At 52.4% G+C, this 19,192-nt stretch carries 18 protein-coding genes and 1 riboswitch; all 18 genes read right to left on the minus strand.

Annotated elements, in window-relative coordinates:
- Positions 1-20: 20 nt before the first annotated feature.
- Positions 21-491, minus strand: coding sequence for a 6,7-dimethyl-8-ribityllumazine synthase (gene ribH, locus ACZ481_RS12185; protein ID WP_464770402.1), 471 nt, complete (start codon positions 489-491; stop codon positions 21-23).
- A complete protein-coding gene (locus ACZ481_RS12190; RefSeq protein WP_464770403.1) occupies positions 491-1,705 on the minus strand; it encodes a bifunctional 3,4-dihydroxy-2-butanone-4-phosphate synthase/GTP cyclohydrolase II in 1,215 nt (404 codons plus the stop codon). Before ACZ481_RS12190 ends, ribH begins: the two co-directional genes overlap by 1 nt.
- 42 nt (positions 1,706-1,747) lie before the next feature.
- Positions 1,748-2,401: a riboflavin synthase gene (locus ACZ481_RS12195; RefSeq protein ID WP_464770404.1), complete on the minus strand. Its 654-nt coding sequence runs from the start codon at positions 2,399-2,401 to the stop codon at positions 1,748-1,750.
- On the minus strand, positions 2,364-3,503 hold the full coding sequence (ribD, locus tag ACZ481_RS12200) for a bifunctional diaminohydroxyphosphoribosylaminopyrimidine deaminase/5-amino-6-(5-phosphoribosylamino)uracil reductase RibD (protein ID WP_464770405.1): 1,140 nt from the start codon (positions 3,501-3,503) through the stop codon (positions 2,364-2,366). The genes ACZ481_RS12195 and ribD overlap by 38 nt, the downstream gene beginning before the upstream one ends.
- Positions 3,504-3,600: 97 nt before the next feature.
- A riboswitch (FMN riboswitch) is annotated at positions 3,601-3,733 on the minus strand.
- A gap of 41 nt (positions 3,734-3,774) precedes the next feature.
- Positions 3,775-4,434 carry a ribulose-phosphate 3-epimerase gene (gene rpe, locus ACZ481_RS12205; protein WP_464770406.1) on the minus strand — a complete coding sequence of 220 codons (660 nt, stop codon included), beginning with the start codon at positions 4,432-4,434 and terminating at the stop codon, positions 3,775-3,777.
- Complete coding sequence (gene rsgA, locus ACZ481_RS12210) at positions 4,435-5,310, minus strand: ribosome small subunit-dependent GTPase A (RefSeq protein ID WP_464770407.1); 876 nt, start codon at positions 5,308-5,310, stop codon at positions 4,435-4,437.
- 12 nt (positions 5,311-5,322) lie between these two features.
- Complete coding sequence (gene pknB / locus ACZ481_RS12215; protein ID WP_464770408.1) at positions 5,323-7,209, minus strand: Stk1 family PASTA domain-containing Ser/Thr kinase; 1,887 nt, start codon at positions 7,207-7,209, stop codon at positions 5,323-5,325.
- Between the two features lie 12 nt (positions 7,210-7,221).
- Positions 7,222-8,646, minus strand: a complete 1,425-nt coding sequence (locus tag ACZ481_RS12220; protein ID WP_464770409.1) for a peptidoglycan D,D-transpeptidase FtsI family protein — start codon at positions 8,644-8,646, stop codon at positions 7,222-7,224.
- Positions 8,636-9,901, minus strand: coding sequence for an FtsW/RodA/SpoVE family cell cycle protein (locus tag ACZ481_RS12225; protein WP_464770410.1), 1,266 nt, complete (start codon positions 9,899-9,901; stop codon positions 8,636-8,638). Before ACZ481_RS12225 ends, ACZ481_RS12220 begins: the two co-directional genes overlap by 11 nt.
- Before the next feature lies 1 nt (position 9,902).
- Positions 9,903-10,616, minus strand: a complete 714-nt coding sequence (locus ACZ481_RS12230; RefSeq protein WP_464770411.1) for a Stp1/IreP family PP2C-type Ser/Thr phosphatase — start codon at positions 10,614-10,616, stop codon at positions 9,903-9,905.
- Between the two features lie 5 nt (positions 10,617-10,621).
- Positions 10,622-11,083: an FHA domain-containing protein gene (locus ACZ481_RS12235; protein WP_464770412.1), complete on the minus strand. Its 462-nt coding sequence runs from the start codon at positions 11,081-11,083 to the stop codon at positions 10,622-10,624.
- A gap of 1 nt (position 11,084) precedes the next feature.
- On the minus strand, positions 11,085-11,846 hold the full coding sequence (locus tag ACZ481_RS12240) for an FhaA domain-containing protein (RefSeq protein WP_464770413.1): 762 nt from the start codon (positions 11,844-11,846) through the stop codon (positions 11,085-11,087).
- 194 nt (positions 11,847-12,040) lie between these two features.
- A complete protein-coding gene (gene rlmN / locus ACZ481_RS12245; protein WP_464770414.1) occupies positions 12,041-13,102 on the minus strand; it encodes a dual-specificity RNA methyltransferase RlmN in 1,062 nt (353 codons plus the stop codon).
- Between the two features lie 10 nt (positions 13,103-13,112).
- Positions 13,113-14,456 (minus strand): 16S rRNA (cytosine(967)-C(5))-methyltransferase RsmB, encoded by a 1,344-nt coding sequence (gene rsmB, locus ACZ481_RS12250; protein ID WP_464770623.1) that lies wholly within the window; start codon positions 14,454-14,456, stop codon positions 13,113-13,115.
- 41 nt (positions 14,457-14,497) lie between these two features.
- Entirely contained in the window at positions 14,498-15,265 is a 768-nt protein-coding gene (locus tag ACZ481_RS12255) for a DUF116 domain-containing protein (protein ID WP_464770415.1), read from the minus strand.
- Positions 15,266-15,277: 12 nt separating this feature from the next.
- The gene (gene fmt / locus ACZ481_RS12260) at positions 15,278-16,219 is read right to left on the minus strand and encodes a methionyl-tRNA formyltransferase (protein WP_464770416.1); all 942 of its coding nucleotides are present in this window, start codon (positions 16,217-16,219) and stop codon (positions 15,278-15,280) included.
- Between the two features lie 4 nt (positions 16,220-16,223).
- Positions 16,224-16,676: a peptide deformylase gene (gene def, locus ACZ481_RS12265; RefSeq protein ID WP_464770417.1), complete on the minus strand. Its 453-nt coding sequence runs from the start codon at positions 16,674-16,676 to the stop codon at positions 16,224-16,226.
- Between the two features lie 80 nt (positions 16,677-16,756).
- Positions 16,757-19,180, minus strand: a complete 2,424-nt coding sequence (priA, locus tag ACZ481_RS12270) for a primosomal protein N' (RefSeq protein WP_464770418.1) — start codon at positions 19,178-19,180, stop codon at positions 16,757-16,759.
- Positions 19,181-19,192 lie beyond the last annotated feature (12 nt).

The following is a 19,192-nucleotide window of genomic DNA, read 5'->3' on the forward strand; positions in this document are numbered from 1 at the left end:
CAGCAAGGCAGAGTTATGCGCTATAGTCCTTTGAGCAGATTTGCCATCTCGATGGCCGACACGGCGGCATCAAAACCTTTGTTCCCCGCTTTGGTGCCGGCCCGCTCGATCGCTTGTTCAATGGTGTCGGTAGTGAGCACGCCGAAGATGGTCGGGACCCCGCTATGCAAGCCAACCTGAGCCACCCCTTTGGATACCTCGGCGCAAACATAGTCGTAATGGCTGGTGCTGCCCCTGATTACCGTGCCCAGGCAGATGACCGCATCATATTTTTTGCTCATTGCCAGCTTCTGCGCTACAAGCGGAATCTCATAGGCACCGGGGACCCAGGCAATTTCCACGTTCTCGCCGGCAGCACCGTGGCGCTTGAGGGCATCCAGGGCGCCACCCAGCAGTTTGCTGGTAATAAATTCATTAAACCGGGCGACAATGATGCCGAATTTTAATCCATCCGCAACCAGATTTCCTTCATGAATTTTACTATTCTCCATTATTTTTGTGCCTCCTCATATTGTTTGAGTAAATGTCCCAGTTTGGATTTTTTGGCAGATAAATACCGGTTGTTAAATTTGTTCGCCAATATTTCCAGCGGCACCCGTTCCGTAATTGTCAGTCCGTAGCCCTCAAGCCCGATCCGTTTGCGGGGGTTGTTGGTAAGCAGCCTGATACTGGTCAAACCAAGGTCGGCTAATATCTGGGCGCCAATGCCATAATCCCTGAGGTCAGGGGCAAAGCCTAAAAGTTCATTGGCTTCGACTGTGTCTTTGCCCTTATCCTGCAAGGCGTAGGCGCGGATTTTATTCGCCAGGCCAATGCCCCTGCCTTCCTGCCGCATATAGAGCAATACGCCGCTGCCTTCCTGTTCGATGCGTTTTAGGGCATGAGCCAGCTGATCGCCGCAGTCGCAGCGCAGAGATCCGAGAACATCACCTGTCAGGCATTCGGAATGGACCCGCACCAATACATTTTGCTTATTGGTAATATCCCCCTTTACCAGGGCAATATGGCACTGATTATCCAGTTGACTTTCATAGGCAATGAGGCGGAAATCACCATATTTGGTCGGCAGGTTGGTTTCGGCCGCTCTGGTAACAAACCGTTCATGTTGTTTCCGGTATTTGATCAGGTCGGCTATGGTTATGAGTTTCAGTTCATGTTTTTTTACAAACTCCATTAATTCCGGCGTCCGGGACATTGTGCCATCTTCATTCATTACTTCGCAGATTACGCCGGCCGGATACAGGCCGGCCAATACGGCCAAATCCACAGCCGCTTCCGTATGTCCTGTACGGCGCAGCACACCGCCCTCACAGTATCTGAGCGGGAAGATATGCCCGGGGCGTCTCAGGTCACTGCTCCTTGTTTTACGATCAAGCACTGCCTGTACAGTGGCTGCCCTTTCCTGGGCCGATATGCCGGTTGTCACTGATTTGGCGTCAATGGAGACTGTAAAAGCCGTACAATGATTGTCCGTATTCTCAGCGACCATAGCCCCAATGCCGAGTTCATCAAGCCTGTTGCCGATAATTGGCATGCAAATCAAGCCGCGGGCGTGGGTAGCCATAAAATTGATGGCTTCAGGGGTTACTTTTTCGGCCGCTATCACAAGGTCACCTTCGTTTTCCCGGTCCTCATCGTCAATAACGACTACGATTTTACCATTTTTTATATCTTCAATCGCTTCTTCAATCGTATTGAATTTCATAATAACCAACTTCCTCCGTTTCATTACCTGGCCGTGTATTGCTCAGCGGGCAAAGCCGTGCTGTTCAAGAAAGCCGAGCGTTATCCTGTCAGCCGGCTTGCTGTCCGGTTTTAGACCAAGCAGTTTTTCAACATATTTGCCGATGATGTCTGCTTCTAAATTTACTTGCTTGCCTGCTGGTTTTAGCCCTACGGTAGTCAGGGCCGCCGTATGGGGAATCAGGGAAACGGTAAACCAGTCCGGGCCGGAGTCGACGACAGTAAGGCTTGTGCCGTCAATGGCAACGGAGCCTTTGTTAATAACATAGCGCATAACTTCGGGGCCGGCACTAATTCTGACAATAACGGCATTGTCATTTTGTTCCTTGGTCAGAATCAGACCGACACCGTCAATGTGACCGCTGACGATATGCCCGCCGAGGCGATCGCCAACCCGGAGCGTGCGCTCCAGGTTGACCGTGTCGCCGGTCTGGAGTTCAGCCAGGGCTGTCCGGTCAACTGTTTCCGGCATGACATCGGCAGTAAACCAGTCACGGCCATAGTCGACAACGGTGAGGCAGGTGCCGTTAACGGCAATGCTGTCGCCAAGCTTAACATCTGTCAGTACTTTGCGGCCACTTACGGTCAGACGCACAGATTTGGCGCCTCTCGCGATTTGTTTAACTTGGCCGAGTTCTTCCACAAGTCCGGTAAACATTGTGTCCCTCCCGTCCGGTTATATAGCCGGTAAGTAAAATGTCGGTGCCTAAGGCTTCCGTTTTCAGGTCCTCCAGTCCAAGCGCCTGGTCTACAGCCGGAAAGCCTGTGCCTCCTACCGGGGTTGGCGCGGTGTGGCCGCCAATTATTTTCGGAGCAATGAAGCAGTGGACTTTATCGATTAAACCGGCTGCAAGCACTGACGCATTGATCGTGGCGCCACCTTCCACCAATATACTGGTAATGCGGCGTTCTCCCAATATTTTAAACAGCTGGCGCAGGTTGATGCCTGCCGGTGTCTGGTCAAGCGTTAGTACCTCAACGCCTTGGCTGCCGAGAGCGGCAACCCTGTCAGCCGGGGCCTCGCGGCTGACAGCGATAATGGTTTGCGCCTGGCCGTCGGTTACTACCTTCGCAGTCAGCGGCGTACGGGCCATACTGTCAACAATAATCCTCACCGGATTGCGGCCAGCCGCGGGCAAGCGGGTAGTTAATTCCGGATTATCGGCAAGCACCGTACCGATACCTACCAGAATACCTGCATACGTATCGCGGAGTTGATGGACATACGCTCTTGCCGCTGCGCCGGTTATCCACTTAGAGTCACCGGTATAAGCAGCAATTTTGCCGTCAAGAGACATGGCTGTTTTGAGAACCCCCCAGGGCATGCCGCCGGTAACCATCCATTTAATAAACACTTCGTTGAGGCGGGCTGCTTCTGCTGACAGAACACCTTCCACAACTTGGATGCCGGCTGCCCGGAGGCGGTTAAAGCCATTACCGGCAACCAGCGGATTGGGATCAGTCATGGCGGCAACAACTTTACTGACACCGGCTTGAATCAGGGCATCGGCGCAGGGCCCGGTCCGGCCGTGATGAGAGCATGGCTCGAGCGTCACATAGACGGTGGCCCCTCTCGCCAGGTCGCCTGCCTGGATCAAAGCATGAATCTCAGCATGGGGCGTGCCTGCCTGCCGGTGCCACCCCTGGCCGACAATGCGGCCGTCTTTGACGATAACAGCGCCTACCATTGGATTAGGGCTGGTCCGGCCCTGAGCGTACTGAGCGATTGTCAGTGCCTGCTGCATGTAATACTCATCCATAAAAGTCCCCCAGTACAGGTAAAATAAAAACTGTTGATTAGCTTTGGGGCTATCAACAGTTAAAGGGAAAATTCAGTAACTGCCATTATGGCAGCATATACGCCTTTTACCATCCAGACTATACTGTCGGCTCTGGAATTGCACCAGATCAGCCGTATAACGGCTCGCGGGCTGTACCGCCGGTCAGGAATCAAAAGATCTCTCTTTTTCACCTTGCCCCAAAGGCTGAATATAAAATTAGCTACTACCTATGTTACCATTAAGCGCCAAATTAATCAAGACCCCGGATGGCCTTAATTGCTGCCGCTATGTCCGGGGCGCCGTATACGGCGGAACCGGCAACCAGGATATTGGCGCCGGCAGCCGTAACCTTACGGGCCGTAACCGCATTAATGCCCCCGTCTACCTCAATATCAACAGTGAGTCTGCGGGCAGTAAGCATCGCCCGCAGACGGGCAATCTTGTCAACTGCAGCCGGTATGAACTGCTGACCGCCAAAGCCCGGATTGACGCTCATGATCAGGACCATATCAATGTCGCCAAGCACTTCTTCCACTACTGAGAGCGGTGTTGCGGGATTTAAAGATACGCCGGCTTTCTTTCCCCGCTCTTTAATGGTTTGAATCAGGCGGTGCAGGTGCGGGGCGGTCTCCGCATGAACCGTAATGATATCGGCGCCGGCTTTTACAAAAGGATCAACAAAGTCCTGGGGGTTGCTGACCATTAAATGAACGTCAAAAGGTAGTTTGGTGACAGGACGGATGGCCGCGACAACCGGCGCGCCAAAGGTTAGGTTAGGGACAAAGTGGCCGTCCATAACATCGATGTGTACCCAGTCGGCTCCGGCCTGTTCAATTTTAAGTATTTCCGCCGCTAAGTGTGAAAAATCGGCAGATAAAATAGAAGGGGCAACTTTAATCGGCGTAGTCATCTAGTAGTCCTTCCTGCTTTCTCTGATTTCAGTTAATATCTCAATATAGGACTGATACCTTTCCTGACGTATGAGTCCGTTGGCGACGGCCTGTTTAACGGCACACTGGGGCTCCCGGTGATGCAGGCAGGAACTGAATTTGCAGGTTGGCGCCAGCCTGGCTATATCAGGGAAATAGTCCATCAGATGCGCTTCCTCTATATCGTTAAACTCGGTGAAACTGAATCCCGGAGTATCAACGACAAAACCGCCGCCGCTCACCGGCATAAGCTCGGCAAACCGTGTGGTATGCTTGCCCCGGCCGATTTTGTGGCTGACGTCTCCTGTCATGAGCTCCAGTCCGGGCTGAACGGCATTTAGAATAGTTGATTTGCCGGCACCGGAGGGGCCGGCAAATACGCTGATTTTATCAAAAAGCAGCGAGCGTAATACATCGATCCCTATGCCCTGCCGGGCGGAAACGGTAAGCACCTTATACCCGATCTGTTCATACAGCCCGGCTAATTCGGCGATAGATTCCGTATTCGATAAATCGATCTTGTTAATGCAGAGGATTATTTCCAGCTCAGAAAATTCGGCAATAACCAGAAACTTATCCACTAGCGTTGTATTGATATTCGGATTGACAGCGGCAAAGGTTAAAACAACCTGGTCCACATTGGCTACCATTGGCCGCTTCAGCATGCTGCGACGGGGCAGGATCTCTTCAATGACGCCTTTGTCCGGGCCGGTTATGGTATAGGTCACCTCATCGCCCACCAGGAGGGAAAAGCGCTCCTTTTTAAACCGGCCACGGAGACTGCAGGTGACGATTCTACTGCCGGCCTGTACATAGTAGTAACTGTTATAGGCTTTTACCACAATACCTTTCAGCACATGATGAGCCTCCTATATTGTTTGTTCCTGCAATAATTTTTCGTTTATATATACTTGCACCCGTACCTGGCCAATACCTTCTACCGTTTTTTCCACCCGCTCCCCGGCTTTATGCGTGCCTTCATACACGACACGGCGGCCATTGGCGTCTGTCACCACAATTTGCAGTGGCTGCCGGTTTGAGCCGTCAGGCACTGTTATTTGCACCATGGCTCTTTTGACAGCTCCCGGTACGCCTTTAGCTACGGAAAAGTCAATTGCTGTACCCTCTGCCACTTCCGTAGCCGGGAGTGGATTCTGGCCGACAATGGTTCCCGGCGGGTATTTGTCATTGAGGATTTCCGTTACTTGTCCCTGTTTTAGCTTCAGGCTTTCCAGCTGCGAGGCAACAGTACTCAAGAGGGAGCCTTGGAAATCAGGCAGTATGACTTTTTTCGGTCCGGCCCCCTTACTTACAACAATATCAATCGCCGTACCTTTGGTTATTTGCGCCGGCGGCCGGGGATTCTGGCTGATAACCGTATCCTGCGGGCTATCCTCTGCGAATTGTTCGTCAATCCGGCCTACCTTCAACCCGGAATTTTTAATCTGCAGCTCCGCATCGCGACGGTTGAGGCCGCGCAAATCGGGCACTACAGTCACCTCGCCGCCCTTGCTGACGATAACGGTAATGGTCCGCTGCTCTTTGACCGTTGCTCCCGCTTCCGGTTGCTGGGAAATAACATACCCGGCCGGGACTTTATCATCGAAAGCATCGGACACGGTAACGCGCAGGTTATTACTGATTAAGATATTGCGGGCCGTATCTACCTGCTTGCCGACAACGTCCGGTACAATCACCTCACTAAGGCTCCAGAATTTGCCGAAGCCTAGAAAGGCGGCAAGGGCCGAAACCAGCAGCAGAAAAATCAGGCTTCCCCAGATCCAGGGCCTGCTGTTTTTGGTTGCCGGCCTGTCAGGCGTGAGGCCTGGTGACTGAACCGGGTTGTTAGGGTTGCCTGGGTTTGAGGGCGGTGTTACCGGCGGCAGGACCTGGGTAGGGAAATCATTGTGCGATAAGCGGCGGGTGCTGTCATCCCTGAGATAATGCTGGGTTAATTTAAAATCGGCAGTCATTTCGCCAATATCATTAAATCTGGCCGCAGGTTCTTTAGCCATTGCTTTTAGAACAATGGCCTCAATGAGGGGTGGGATGTCAGGATTTAGTTCACGGGGGGCCTTTGGTTCTTCCTGCAGATGCTTAAGGGCAATGCTGATCGGTGATTCACCGGTAAACGGGACCTGGCCTGTAAGCATTTCATAGAGAACAACGCCGAGTGAATAAATATCTGACTTGGCGCCCACGGCGGCACCTTTGGCCTGTTCCGGAGAAAAATAATGGACTGAGCCGATAATTGTGCCGGAGTTGGTCATGGTCGAGGAAGTAACGGCTCTGGCAATGCCAAAGTCAGTTACTTTAATGCGGCCGGAACGGGTGACAAGAATATTATGTGGTTTAATATCACAATGAACCAAATTGTTTTGATGAGCATGTTCAAGTGCTTCTGCTATTTCGATGGCGATCCGCACCGCTGTTTCCACAGGCAGGGGCGCTTCCCGTTCAATTTTGTCCTTTAGTGTTTCCCCGGAGATATATTCCATAATAATATAATAGGCTTGTTCATCCAGACCAACATCGTAAATATTAACAATATTGGGGTGAGAAAGCCTGGCGGCTGCCTGGGCTTCACGCCGGAACCGGCTTACAAACTCCTCGTCGTCAGTAAACTGTGAGCGGAGTACCTTAACAGCTACTGAACGGTCAAGCAGCTTATCGTGAGCACGATATACGTCGGCCATCCCCCCGCCGCCAATACGTTCCAGTATTGTGTAACGATCATCAAGTGTGCGATTGAGCATATATTCACCCCCTTATTGTAATGCCTGTACCAGGACTTGCCGCGCTGCCGGCGCGGCGATGGCGCCGCCGGCACCGGCGTTTTCGACAACCACGGCAATCGCAACCTGCGGATTCGCCGCCGGTGCAAAGCCGATAAACCAGGCATGCGGCGAGCCGTGTGGATTTTCGGCTGTGCCGGTTTTACCGGCAACCTCAATATTCCGGATGGCCGCTCCTTGGCCGGTGCCTTCTTCTATTACGGTGACCATCATGCGGGCTACCTGGGCGGCAAGCTGTTCATCCACCGGTGACAGCCATTTTTCCGGTGCGGTCTCTTTAACTGCCACCCCGTCCGGGGTGGTGATTTTTTGTACTAAATAGGGTTTCATCATGATACCCTTGTTGGCAAAAGCTGCTGCCAGCAGAGCCATCCTCAGCGGCGTAACCAGCAGACTGCCCTGACCAATTCCTGTTTGCGCCAAATCGCCGTCGCCCAGTTTGCTAAAATCCGGCAGTTTACCTGGCGTCTCCCTGATATCACCGTCCAGCGGCCGAGAGAATCCATACCGCTCAAAACTTCTGGCCATTTTGGCAGATCCCAGGTCCAGTGCCAATTGGCCGAAAGTTACATTGCAGGATACTGCCAGCGCCTCTTCCAGCTTGAGTTTACCATGCGCTTTGTTACCGGACTCGGGCAGTACATAATCAGGTCCGATTTTCAGTGCCCCGGTACAAGTAAACTCACTTTCGCCTGTGGCTATTTGTTCGGCCAGCGCCGTTTCGGCCACAAGGACTTTGATAATCGAGCCGGGCGGATACAGGCCCTGTGTCGCCCGGTTAAGCAGCGGGCTGCTCGCGGCCTGCGAGATATCATTCCAGTTGTCGTCAATACTGCCTGGATTAAAACCAGGGCGGCTGACCATGGCTAAAATTGCCCCCGTCCTGGGGGCGATGGCAACAATAGCGCCGCGGTTATCTCCCAGTGCCTGATAAGCAGCTTGCTGCAGCCGGGCATCCAGTGTCAGGGTAATATTGTCCCCTGCACCGGCTTTAAACAACTGACTGATCGCGCCCAACCGGCGTTCCGGGGCTATTTGCCCGGACAGATAGCCGTCATAGGCACTTTCAATCCCGGTTTTGCCATATTTGAGGCTGTCATAGCCGACTACATGCGCAAATAATGCGCCCCCGGGATATTCGCGCCGATAATCCTGTTGGGCTGTTTGTTTACTTATAGCAATTACTTTACCCTGGCTATCGGTAATCAGCCCCCGTTCGACTTTGCGGGCTGCCTCGGCGGTGCGCCGGTTTAAAGGATTAAAGGCGAGGCTGTTGCTCTCAATAACCTGAAGATAAGTAATATAACCCAGCAATAGGACCAGCAAGCCGATGGAGAACAGGGCAACTTTATAGATATGCCGGCGAATTGGCTGATCCTGGTTCATTTTATTTTTCATGGGGCACTGTCGCCTCCGATATGGCAAATAACATACCCAGCAGGATAAAACTGGAGACCATTGAGCTGCCGCCATAGCTGATGAGCGGCAGGGTTATACCGGTCAACGGCAAAAATTTGGTTACGCCGCCGATGATAAGAAAAGTCTGCAGCGCTGTCAATACGGCCAGTCCGCCGGCGAGCAGCATCGTAAATGCTGTTGCCGCAGTCAGGGCTGTGCGAAAGGCACGGTATACAATCAGGATATAAGCAATTATTACGGCGGCTGAACCGGCTAGTCCCAGTTCCTCGCCGATGGCGGCAAATATAAAATCAGTATGTACCTCCGGGATGATATCCGGATAGCCGTAAGTAAGACCGCTCCCCAGTATCCCGCCTGAACCAAAGGCAAACAATGACTGGACTATCTGATAGGCGCGGCCGCTGGGATCAGTCCAGGGATTAAGCCAGATATCAATCCGGACTTGTACATGGGGAAACACCAGATAACAGATAACAGACCCTGCAAAAAACAGGCCAAGCGCCAAGACAACGTAACTAAGCCTGCCGCTGGCCATATAGGCCATGATAACGGTGGTGCCGAAATACAACAGCGCCGAGCCCAGGTCCCGCTGGACAATAAGCATGGTCATTGTCAACCCCCATAGGGCCAATAGCGGTGCTATAAACCGGGGGTGAGGCAGAGTGAACGGGCCATAGTGCCTGGTGGCATAGGTCAGGAGCTGTTGTCTTTCGCTTAGATAGGCAGCCAAAAACAGGATGATAAGCAGTTTGGCGAACTCGGAGGGCTGAAAGCGCATAGGACCCAGAATAACCCAGTTTTTATTGCCGCCAATGTCAATGCCCAGGGTGATGGTGAGTAATAATAAAGCGATGCCTGTTAGGCCGCATACATATTTATATTTGGCAATTGCTTCGGCCTGGCGGAAAATACGGCCGGTAATGGCAAAGGCCAGGAGGCCTGCCGCCAGCCACAACGCCTGGGGAAAAAATAAATCAGGTCGCAGCCTTAATATCATTGTTAACCCGATAGAGGCTAAAAATACTGCCAGCGGCAACAGCAGCGGGTCGGCACCGGCTGAAGAGCCGCGTATGACAGTTGCTGTTACTGTCCACAGCAGAATTAAGCCGCTAATTGCCGCCAGCCCCTGCAGACTAAATTGATTATTTGTTAGAGTAACTGCGAGATAGCCATTAATCAGTATCAGGCCGGCCAGGACCAGCAACCCTAACTCGGTTAATCTTGTTTGCTTCATATTAGTCCCTGTATTCCACGATAATTGCCGTAATATTGTCATAGCCGCCGGCCTGGATAGCCTGTTCGACAAGTTTGTTGACTGCCTGCTGCGGGTGTTCATATTGCAAACAGATACTGAGTATATCTTGCTCTGACACCATGTTAGTTAATCCATCTGTGCATAACAACAAACGGTCTTCAGGCTGCTGCGAAAACATGCCTGTATCGACAGCGATTGTTTCGCTGGTACCGACGGCTCTGGTCAGGATATTCCGGTGTGGATGCACTAAGGCTTCCTCGGCAGTAATACTGCCGCTCTGGACTAATTCTTCAACAAGCGAGTGGTCGCTTGTTATCTGGCGCAGTTGATTTTCCCTGATCAGATACAGCCTGCTGTCACCCACATGGCCCCAGTAGATATCGGTCCCCTCCGCATATACAGCCGTAACCGTGGTACCCATACCCAGGCACTCACTTTTGGTTTGGGCCATTTGATAAATGATGGAATTCGCTTTGCTGATGGCCGCTTTCAGATTTTGCTCCCAGTCAGAAGACTGTTGGCAATTTTGGATATATTCCTGGATGGTACTGGCTCCCAGACTGCTGGCAATTTCACCGGCAACATGGCCTCCCATACCATCGGCAACTACAAATAAATGCGGCGGCGCAAAAATAAAGCTATCTTCATTGGTTTTTCGTACCAAACCGATGTCTGACTGTGCAAATGCCAGCATGGAAGTCACCTCACAAACTTAAAAGTAACCGCTCCGATTTGTATGATATCGCCGTCCGCCAGAGCAGTCTCTTCTTCTATCCGTTGACCATTGAGCAATGTACCGTTTGTACTGTTTAAATCAGCGATAAGGTACAGCTGCTTCGATGTAGATATACAGGCATGTTCGTAAGAAACAAAGGAATCATTGATAACTACATCATTATGTTGACTGCGTCCCAGGGCTAAGCTTTCAGCTATGGGATATACAGTTTGCGCTAACAGGCTTTTGCTGTCATCAATAACCAGCAGTTTAGGCAGTTCACCCCTGCCGGTACTCTCTGCCAGTGGCCGGGAAATCGCCGTCTGTCGGGTTAAATCTTGGGCGGCAATTTTTATTACGCGGTATAAAAAATAATAGAGCAGTAACACCAGGCTGTATTGTAAGGTGACGGCAACAATACTGAGCCAATGTATCTTACCAGGCAATTCACTTCACCTCGTATAAAATTACAGTATTGCCTACTTTGATTTTATCACCGTGTTTTAATTGCTTGTGGGTAATACGGTGGCTGCCGACATAAGTGCCGTTTAGACTTTTGGCATCATGGAGAACATGGCAGCCGTCTTCGTAAACAATATATGCATGCAGGCGTGATGTATTCATATCAGTCAGCGGCATTTCATTCGTATTACGGCGGCCAATATTGACTCTGTTGGCAGTACAGTCAACAGTAAGGCCGGCATCAAGCCCATCAGTTACTGTCAACAGTCCGGGCAGCAGCCGGGCTGGCGGAGCAGCCGGCAATGGCGGGTTGAATTTGTCGAATATCCTGGTATCACTGCTGGCGCTTTCGGCCGGAGGAGTATTTACTTCTCCGGGATCATCAGTAAAACTTGGTATAACCCGTAAGGCCTGTTTGGTCAGTTTTTCATCGGCAAACAGCTCAATCTGGGGGCTGCCGGCCATCGTGTAGCCTTTATGCCGGCTTTCCTCGGTTAAATAGGCTGACAGTTCACCACAAACGGCGGGAGCATAAGGCGCCAGCCGCTCATACTCTTCCTGGCTTACATAGATTGAGTAATGGTTAGGCACATATACATGGGAAACACCCACAGTACGCTCATCTTCCATCAGCCGCCCCAGATATCTGGCAATTTCTGCCGGCTGCAGGCCACTGGTAAACTGCTTATTAAAAAACCCCTCGATATATTTTTCAAAAAAGCTTTCAATATTGCGGACAAACTTCAAGTTGTAACACTCCCGCTGCTCTCGTAAATTCAGATAAGAAAAGACGTGGCTTGTGCCAAAACCTCAGGGCGCCGGCAGAAGCCGCCTGTGCCCTTTAGGTATAGGCGTTTTTATGTCCACAGAATTATTTATAAGTTCTGGTAGACGCAAAAAACTTAGTCTCATTATACGCCATATTACCAATCTAGTCAAAATTAACCATCTTTTTGCAGGATTTTATGGCGAAGCTGGCCGCAGGCAGCGTCAATATCGGTCCCCATCTCCCGCCGGAGCGTGACATTGAGCTGGTAGTTTTTTAAGAGCTGCTCAAACCTGCCGACCGCGGCCGGTGACGGCCGGTATAGGCCGCGCTCGGGGACGGGGTTGACCGGGATCAAATTAATGTTGGCCTGCCGGCCTTTGAGCAGCGCCGCCAGTTCGCGGGCATGGCCCGGCTGGTCGTTAATGCCGGCGATGAGGCTATATTCATAGGTAACACGCCTGCCGGTAATGTCGGCATAACGGCTTCCTGCCGCCAGCACCTGTTCAAGCGGATAGTGTTTATTGACAGGCATGAGTCTGGTTCTGAGCTCATTGTTGGCTGCGTGCAGGGAGATTGACAGCGTAATGGGAATCCCCTCAGCCGCTAATCTATCCATTGCGGGCACAATTCCGGCTGTAGACAGCGTGATGCTGCGGTAACTCAGGTTAAGGCAGTACGGTTCATGGATGAGGCGGATGAACCGCAGAACGTTGTCGTAATTGGCCAAAGGCTCGCCGGAGCCCATGAGCACGAGGGAATCGACCTTTTGACCAGCCGGTTTTAATAATTGATCAACATATAACACCTGGGCCAGGATTTCGCCGCCGGTAAGATTTCTGGCCAGTCCGCCCAGGGTTGAGGCGCAAAAAGAGCAGCCCATGGCACAGCCTACCTGGGTGGAGATGCAGACACTATTGCCGTAGGGCTGACGCAGGAGCACTGTTTCCACTGCCATGCCATCGGCAAAGGCCAGTAAAAACTTGCTGGTTTTACCGTCGCCGGCATGCTGGACTGCCTGCTCGCCAATCTGCAGAATGGTGAAATTGCCGGCAAGCTTAGCGCGCTGGTCTTTGGCAAGATTGGTCATTGCCGCAAACTCACGGACTCCGTGTTTATACATCCACTCAGCAATTTGCCGGCCCCGGTAGGCCTCAAGGCCCAGGGGTTTTATCACCGCAGCCGTCTCAGGGGCCGTGAGGCCAAATAATTCGGTTTTTGCCGGAGTTGTCATCATTGATCCCGCCTTATTGCTGACGTCTCATACGGGCTATAAAAAAACCGTCCACACCGTCGGTGTGCGGCCAAAGCTGCAGCATCGTGTCAGGCCGCTTTTTTTCCGGCAGGTACTCACCTGCTGCTTCCAGGCTGAACAGAGGCTGGTCCTGAAGAAAGGCCTGCACAATATTCTCGTTTTCCTCAGGCTCGGTCGTGCAGGTACTGTAGACCAATACCCCGCCTGGCTTTACGCACTGGGCGGCACTGGCGAGGATCGCCGACTGCAGCCTGGGCAGATCCTTAAGCATCGCCTCTGACTTGCGCCAGCGGGAATCGGGCTTGCGTCTTAGGACACCCAGCCCGGAGCACGGGGCATCAACGAGCACCCTGTCAGCCTGAAGCGGATACATACTGCCTAAATTGACAGCATCCAATGCTTTTGTTTCAATATTGGTCAAGCCCAGACGGCAGGCGTTTTCCCGGGTCAAAGCCAGCTTGTGTTCATAAATATCAGTAGATAAAACCTTGCCGGTGTTTTTCATCAGGGCGGCAATATGCGTGGTTTTACCGCCGGGCGCCCCGCAGGCGTCAATAATTAGTTCACCTGGCTGAGGATCAAGAACATGGGCTACCACCATGGAGCTTTCGCCCTGTACCTGGAAAAGCCCGTTCCGCAATGAAGCCAGCGTGCTCAGCCCCGGATGCTCATAGCAGACAATGCCTTCCGGCGCCCAGTTGGAGATTTCGCAGGTTACCCCTTCGCCTGTTAACCTTTCCAGGAGTTCAGTGCGGCTGATCTTTATTGTATTGGCGCGGATTGACAGCGGTGGTGTAGTATTATTGATCTGGCATAATTCCTGACAGGCGGCGGCTCCGAGTCGCGCCAGCCAGCGGGTAATCAGCCATTCAGGGTGGAAATAGGTAAGGGCCAGATATTGTACCGGTTCTTTATCCGGGTCGGGATATACTATTTTTTCCGGGCTGCGGGCAGCATTTCTCAGCACTCCGTTGACAAACTTAACAGTACCGGCATGTCCGTATTTTTTGGTCAGTTCGACGGCCTGGTTGCAGGCGGCCGCAGCCGGTACTTTTTCTAAAAAAAACAGCTGATACATACCTAAGCGCAGAATATTTCTGATAACAGGCGCCACTTTGGCCAGCGGCCGGCTCAGATAGCTGCTGAGCATCCAGTCCAAAGTAGCTCCGGCTTTAACGGTGCCATAAACCAGTTCGGTGATAAACCGCCGGTCCTGATCGGAAAGCGGTCCCTGGGACAACTGGCGGTTTAGCTCGCGGGTCAGGGCAAGGTTGGCATAAGCGCCGTTTGTTTCAATGTCATTAATTATTTTTAGGGCGACTTCCCTGGCATCAATTTTTTTTGCAGTCATATAGAGCCACCATCTTTTTTTGATTTCTAAGTGGTTTTTATGAAGCCTTGAATAACCTCTTCCACTTTTTTTAGGTCAACCCGTGTATTGCAGCAGGGGCCAAATGGCCGGCTGTTGAGAACGCCGATTACCGGCAAGGGAAACACATCCTGGATACCGCTTGTCAGATCGCGCTCACAGGCAATGGCCAGTACTGCGTGGGGGCGAATACCTTTTATTACCTTTCTGGCCAAGGTACCGCCGGTCACGACCGCCAGTTGGGCGCCGTAACGGTTGGCCAGGGTTAAGAGATCACCTATTTGGCATTGGCCGCAGTGATGGCAGTTGGACACATCACGGGTTATTTTATGCGGGCAAGCCTCCTGCTGCAGGCAGTGCGGCGTCATAATCAGCAGTTTGGCCGGTTGTACTTTTATATTCTTTTGCCTGATTAAATGGTTGCTGACCTCAATAAAAGAGCGTTCAATCCGTTCTTTATCGACATCAAACAATTTACCCAGGCAAATTGCGATCGGAAATAAGAGGTTGATGGCCGACCAGGCCAAGCCCTGAAAAACCCCCAAAGTCCTGACCCCGAGGATTGCCAGCAGGATACCGGCAACACCGCAGACAGCGGCCAGAATCACTGCTGCCAGCAATAGACCAAGCAGCAGGGGCAAATAACTGCTGATATTGGTTAAACCGGGCAGGCTGACCACCCACAGGCCGTAGCCGGATATGACTGCCAGCAGCAGGCTAATGAGGATTAGCGCTAAAAAAAGACGTTTGCGGGGCCTGTGTACGATATCTATCATAATTGCCACCTTCTATTCAAATAGGTTGCCTACGTTGAGGCAGTAGCCGCAAACACAGTCGCTGGCCGTCATCCGTCGTTTTGATGCAGGCTGTACCTCCAGTAGTTCAATCAATCCCCTGCCGGTTTCAACAACCAGCCCGGCTTTGGTTATTTGCACAACCCGTCCAGGTTTTGTACAGGCCTGTGTTTCGTTATGGATATTAGTCTGCCAAATTTTCATTGTTTTATTTTGCAGGGTACAGTAGGCACCGGGCCAGGGATTAAGTCCCCGCACCAGATTGTGGATGGCAACAGCCGGCTGCTGCCAGTCAATCCGTTCCGTATCCCGGTCAAGCAAGGGCGCGTAAGTGGACTGAGCCTCAACCTGCGGGGTCCGTGGCGCGTGGCCGGCCTCCAGGCGCTGCAGTGTATCGGCAAGCACGCTGGCACCTAAGTCCCGGAGTTTGTCATGGAGGCTGCCGGTAGTATCGGTTGGCAGAATGGGCAGTTCAGCTTTTAAAATCATGTCGCCGGTGTCCAGGCCGGTGTCCATGTGCATAGTGGTAATCCCGGTTTTGGTTTCGCCATTGATAATGGCCCAGTGTATTGGCGCTGCTCCCCGGTATTTTGGCAATAAGGAAGCATGGACATTGATACAGCCGTGGGGCGGCAGCGTCAAAATTCTCCGCGGGAGAATCTGGCCGAAGGCGACAACAATAATGACATCCGGTGCCAAAGCGCTTAGCTGGTTATAAAATTCATCAGTCTTGATCGTTTCCGGCTGCAAAACAGGTATATTATGGCGCAGCGCCGCTTCTTTAACAGGCGAATAAGCGAGCTTTTGCCCCCGGCCTTTGGGACGGTCAGGCTGGGTAACAACAGCAGCTACCGGAAACTCTTCTTTAATCAGCATTGCTAAACAGGGTACGGCAAATTCCGGCGTTCCCATAAACACTACACGTAGTTTTTCCATTCGATTACCCCTTGCGCATGGTTTTGGCTAACTCAATGAATAAGATACCATTAAGATGGTCTATTTCGTGCTGGAGGGCACGGGCCAGGAGACCGGAGCCGTTAATCTGAATCTTCTTGCCGTTCCTGTTTACGGCCTCAACCGTAACCGTGGCATAGCGTTCAACCTCACCGCACATACCGGGAACGCTTAAACAACCCTCGGTGCCGGTTTCGCAGCCGTCCTTGGCAATAATTACCGGGTTGATAAGTTCGAGCAGACCATCGCCCACGTCGATAACGACGATGCGCTGGGACACCCCCACCTGCGGGGCTGCCAGCCCTACCCCATCGGCAGCATACATGGTTTCAGCCATGTCATTAAGTAAGCTTCTAATTTTACGGTCAATTTTATCGACAGGCACTGCCAATTCTTTCAGGATCTTGTCGCCTGCTTTTCTAATTTCCATTACCGCCAACGTATTTACCTCCTCTTACATCAAACCAATTAAAAAAATTTTACCATAATTTTGTTTACTGCGAAAGGTGCCGGCTATGCCTAAAGGACATTTATCGGGTCAATGTCGACAATGATATCGCGGCGGCTGGCCAGACCCAGGCCTGTCAGCTGTTTGACCACAATGGGCAACATCTGGGTTTTTATGAGGATATTCGCCCGGAAGATATCTTTTATTCTATTCACCGCGGCCGGAAACGGACCAATAACGGCAGACTCTGCCAATCCCGGCGCTTGGGAAATTTCTGCTGCCAATTGGTTAGCATTGCGGTGAACGGTTATTTCGTCAGTTCCGTGAACGGTTATTTTCACCAGATTGGCATAGGGCGGGTAATTTAACTGGCGGCGGCAGGCGATTTCGTGCTCATAAAAGGCCTGGTAATTATGGCTGGCGCCGGCGGTAATCGCATAGTGTTCCGGGTTGTAGGTCTGCATAACCACCCGGCCGGATTTTTTGCCGCGGCCCGCCCGCCCGGCCGCCTGCGTCAGCAGGGCAAAGGTTTTTTCGGCGGCACGAAAGTCAGGCAGATTCAGGGCTGTATCGGCAGAGATGATGCCGACGGCCGTAACGTTCGGGATATCATGGCCTTTGGCCACCATCTGCGTGCCCAGGAGAATGTCATAGGCGCCGGCGGCGAAGGATGACAATATTTTGTCATGGGCCATTTTACCGCCTGTTGTGTCCTGATCCATGCGGATGATGCGGGCGGCCGGAAAGGCGGCGGCCAGCGCTTCTTCCACTTTTTGCGTGCCGGCGCCAAAATAGCGGATATAGCGGCTGCCGCATTCCGGACAGATATCGGGCACGATATGACGCTCCCGGCAGTAGTGGCAGCGCAATACATTGGCAGTGGCGTGATAAACCAGGGAAATGTCGCAATGCGGGCATGTAAGCACATGGCCGCATTCGCGGCACAGCACAAAAGTGGAATAACCGCGCCGGTTCAGCAGGATGACCGCCTGTTCGTGCTTGGCCAGCGCTTCTGTCAGCATATCCTTCAGGGCCTGGGAGATAACACTGCGGCGGCCCTGGGCCAGTTCCTGGCGCATGTCGACAATGGTAACCTCAGGCATCGGTGTATTATCGACCCGCTGGTTCAGCGGGATAAACACATGGTCGCCCCGCTGGGCCCGGTAATAGGTCTCAACCGCAGGGGTTGCACTGCCAAGGACCACAACGGCCCCGGACAGTCTGGCTCTGGCTAAGGCGACCTCCCGGGCATGATAGCGGGGTGTTTCTTCCTGCTTATAAGTAAATTCATGCTCTTCATCAATAATAATCAGGCCTAACCGGCCGGCCGGGGCAAATAAGGCCGACCGGGCGCCGATAACAATGCCTGCCTGGCCTGTCTGCAGACGGCGCCACGCATCATGCCGTTCGCCGACAGACAGTTTACTGTGCATGACAACAACATCTTCGCCGAAAGCGGCTTTAAAACGGGCTACAATCTGGCTTGTCAACGCAATTTCCGGCACCAGTACGATTGCCTGCCGGCTAAGGCGTCTTGCCTCGGCCACGGCCCTGATATAAACCAGGGTCTTGCCGCTGCCGGTAACACCATGCACTAAGAACGAGGTATGAAGGCCGGCCTTAATTGCCGGTATAATTTGGGCAAGTGCCGCTGCCTGTTCTGCTGTCAGGTCTACTGCCGGCGTCTGCAGGCAGCCCCCGGCATAGCTGTTTCTGAATAGAGGCAGCTGCCGGGTTGTGATGAGGCCCTGTTCTGCCAGCTTTTTCACTGTGGCCGGCGTGATGCCGAGACTGCGCAGCTGGGCCGTGGCAAGGCTGCCGGGCGCAGCCAGCAAAGCGTTAAGCAGCCGGCGCTGAGCCGCCTTGTTTTGCGGGAGATTTTGCTCAAGCTGAGCGGCGGTTTCGCGGCTGACCGCCAGATCAATGATTGTTGTTGCGCTGGCTTTGCCTCGCTTGCGGACAATATCGGCACTGACAATTAGTTTATGCTGTAAAAAGAATTTTATCATAGCTTCCGGGTTGCTTGTCAGCTTGGCAAAATCAGCCAGGGCGACAGGGCCGTGTTCATATATATAGGTAAGCACCAGCCGGAATTCTTCCGGTTTCTTGCTTAATAAAACCGCTGCCTGCTCAAGGTCGACACCGGCCGGCGCCTGATAGGCCTTCTGGGTTTTGATGCCCGACTGACCGGGAATAAACAGGCGCATGGCTTCGCTTAGTGAACACAGGTAATAATCACTTAACCATCTGGCCGTGTTCAGCATATTGCTGTCAAACCAGGGCTCCTGATCCAAAATCTCAAAAATTGGTTTTAAGCCTTCGGCTTTTTCCGGTTCCAGGCCAATGATAAATCCTTCCACCTTACGGCTGCCAAAAGGCACAAGTACCCGGCAGCCCACCCGGGCATTGTCCAGATGGGCCGGAATCGTATAAGAAAAAGGCCGGTCAAGGCCGCGGGCCGGAATGTTAACAATAATCTGGGCAGTATTTGCCATAGTCTCACCACT

Source organism: Sporomusa intestinalis, from assembly GCF_055383785.1.

What these genes read in the sequence shown, in the direction of transcription:
- ribH (WP_464770402.1), bottom strand. Translation starts at nt 491, where the DNA reads ATGGAGAATAGTAAAATTCATGAAGGAAATCTGGTTGCGGATGGATTA.
- ACZ481_RS12190 (WP_464770403.1), bottom strand. Translation starts at nt 1,705, where the DNA reads ATGAAATTCAATACGATTGAAGAAGCGATTGAAGATATAAAAAATGGT.
- ACZ481_RS12195 (WP_464770404.1), bottom strand. Translation starts at nt 2,401, where the DNA reads ATGTTTACCGGACTTGTGGAAGAACTCGGCCAAGTTAAACAAATCGCG.
- ribD (WP_464770405.1), bottom strand. Translation starts at nt 3,503, where the DNA reads ATGGATGAGTATTACATGCAGCAGGCACTGACAATCGCTCAGTACGCT.
- rpe (WP_464770406.1), bottom strand. Translation starts at nt 4,434, where the DNA reads ATGACTACGCCGATTAAAGTTGCCCCTTCTATTTTATCTGCCGATTTT.
- pknB (WP_464770408.1), bottom strand. Translation starts at nt 7,209, where the DNA reads ATGCTCAATCGCACACTTGATGATCGTTACACAATACTGGAACGTATT.
- ACZ481_RS12220 (WP_464770409.1), bottom strand. Translation starts at nt 8,646, where the DNA reads ATGAAAAATAAAATGAACCAGGATCAGCCAATTCGCCGGCATATCTAT.
- ACZ481_RS12225 (WP_464770410.1), bottom strand. Translation starts at nt 9,901, where the DNA reads ATGAAGCAAACAAGATTAACCGAGTTAGGGTTGCTGGTCCTGGCCGGC.
- ACZ481_RS12230 (WP_464770411.1), bottom strand. Translation starts at nt 10,616, where the DNA reads ATGCTGGCATTTGCACAGTCAGACATCGGTTTGGTACGAAAAACCAAT.
- rlmN (WP_464770414.1), bottom strand. Translation starts at nt 13,102, where the DNA reads ATGATGACAACTCCGGCAAAAACCGAATTATTTGGCCTCACGGCCCCT.
- ACZ481_RS12255 (WP_464770415.1), bottom strand. Translation starts at nt 15,265, where the DNA reads ATGATAGATATCGTACACAGGCCCCGCAAACGTCTTTTTTTAGCGCTA.
- fmt (WP_464770416.1), bottom strand. Translation starts at nt 16,219, where the DNA reads ATGGAAAAACTACGTGTAGTGTTTATGGGAACGCCGGAATTTGCCGTA.
- priA (WP_464770418.1), bottom strand. Translation starts at nt 19,180, where the DNA reads ATGGCAAATACTGCCCAGATTATTGTTAACATTCCGGCCCGCGGCCTT.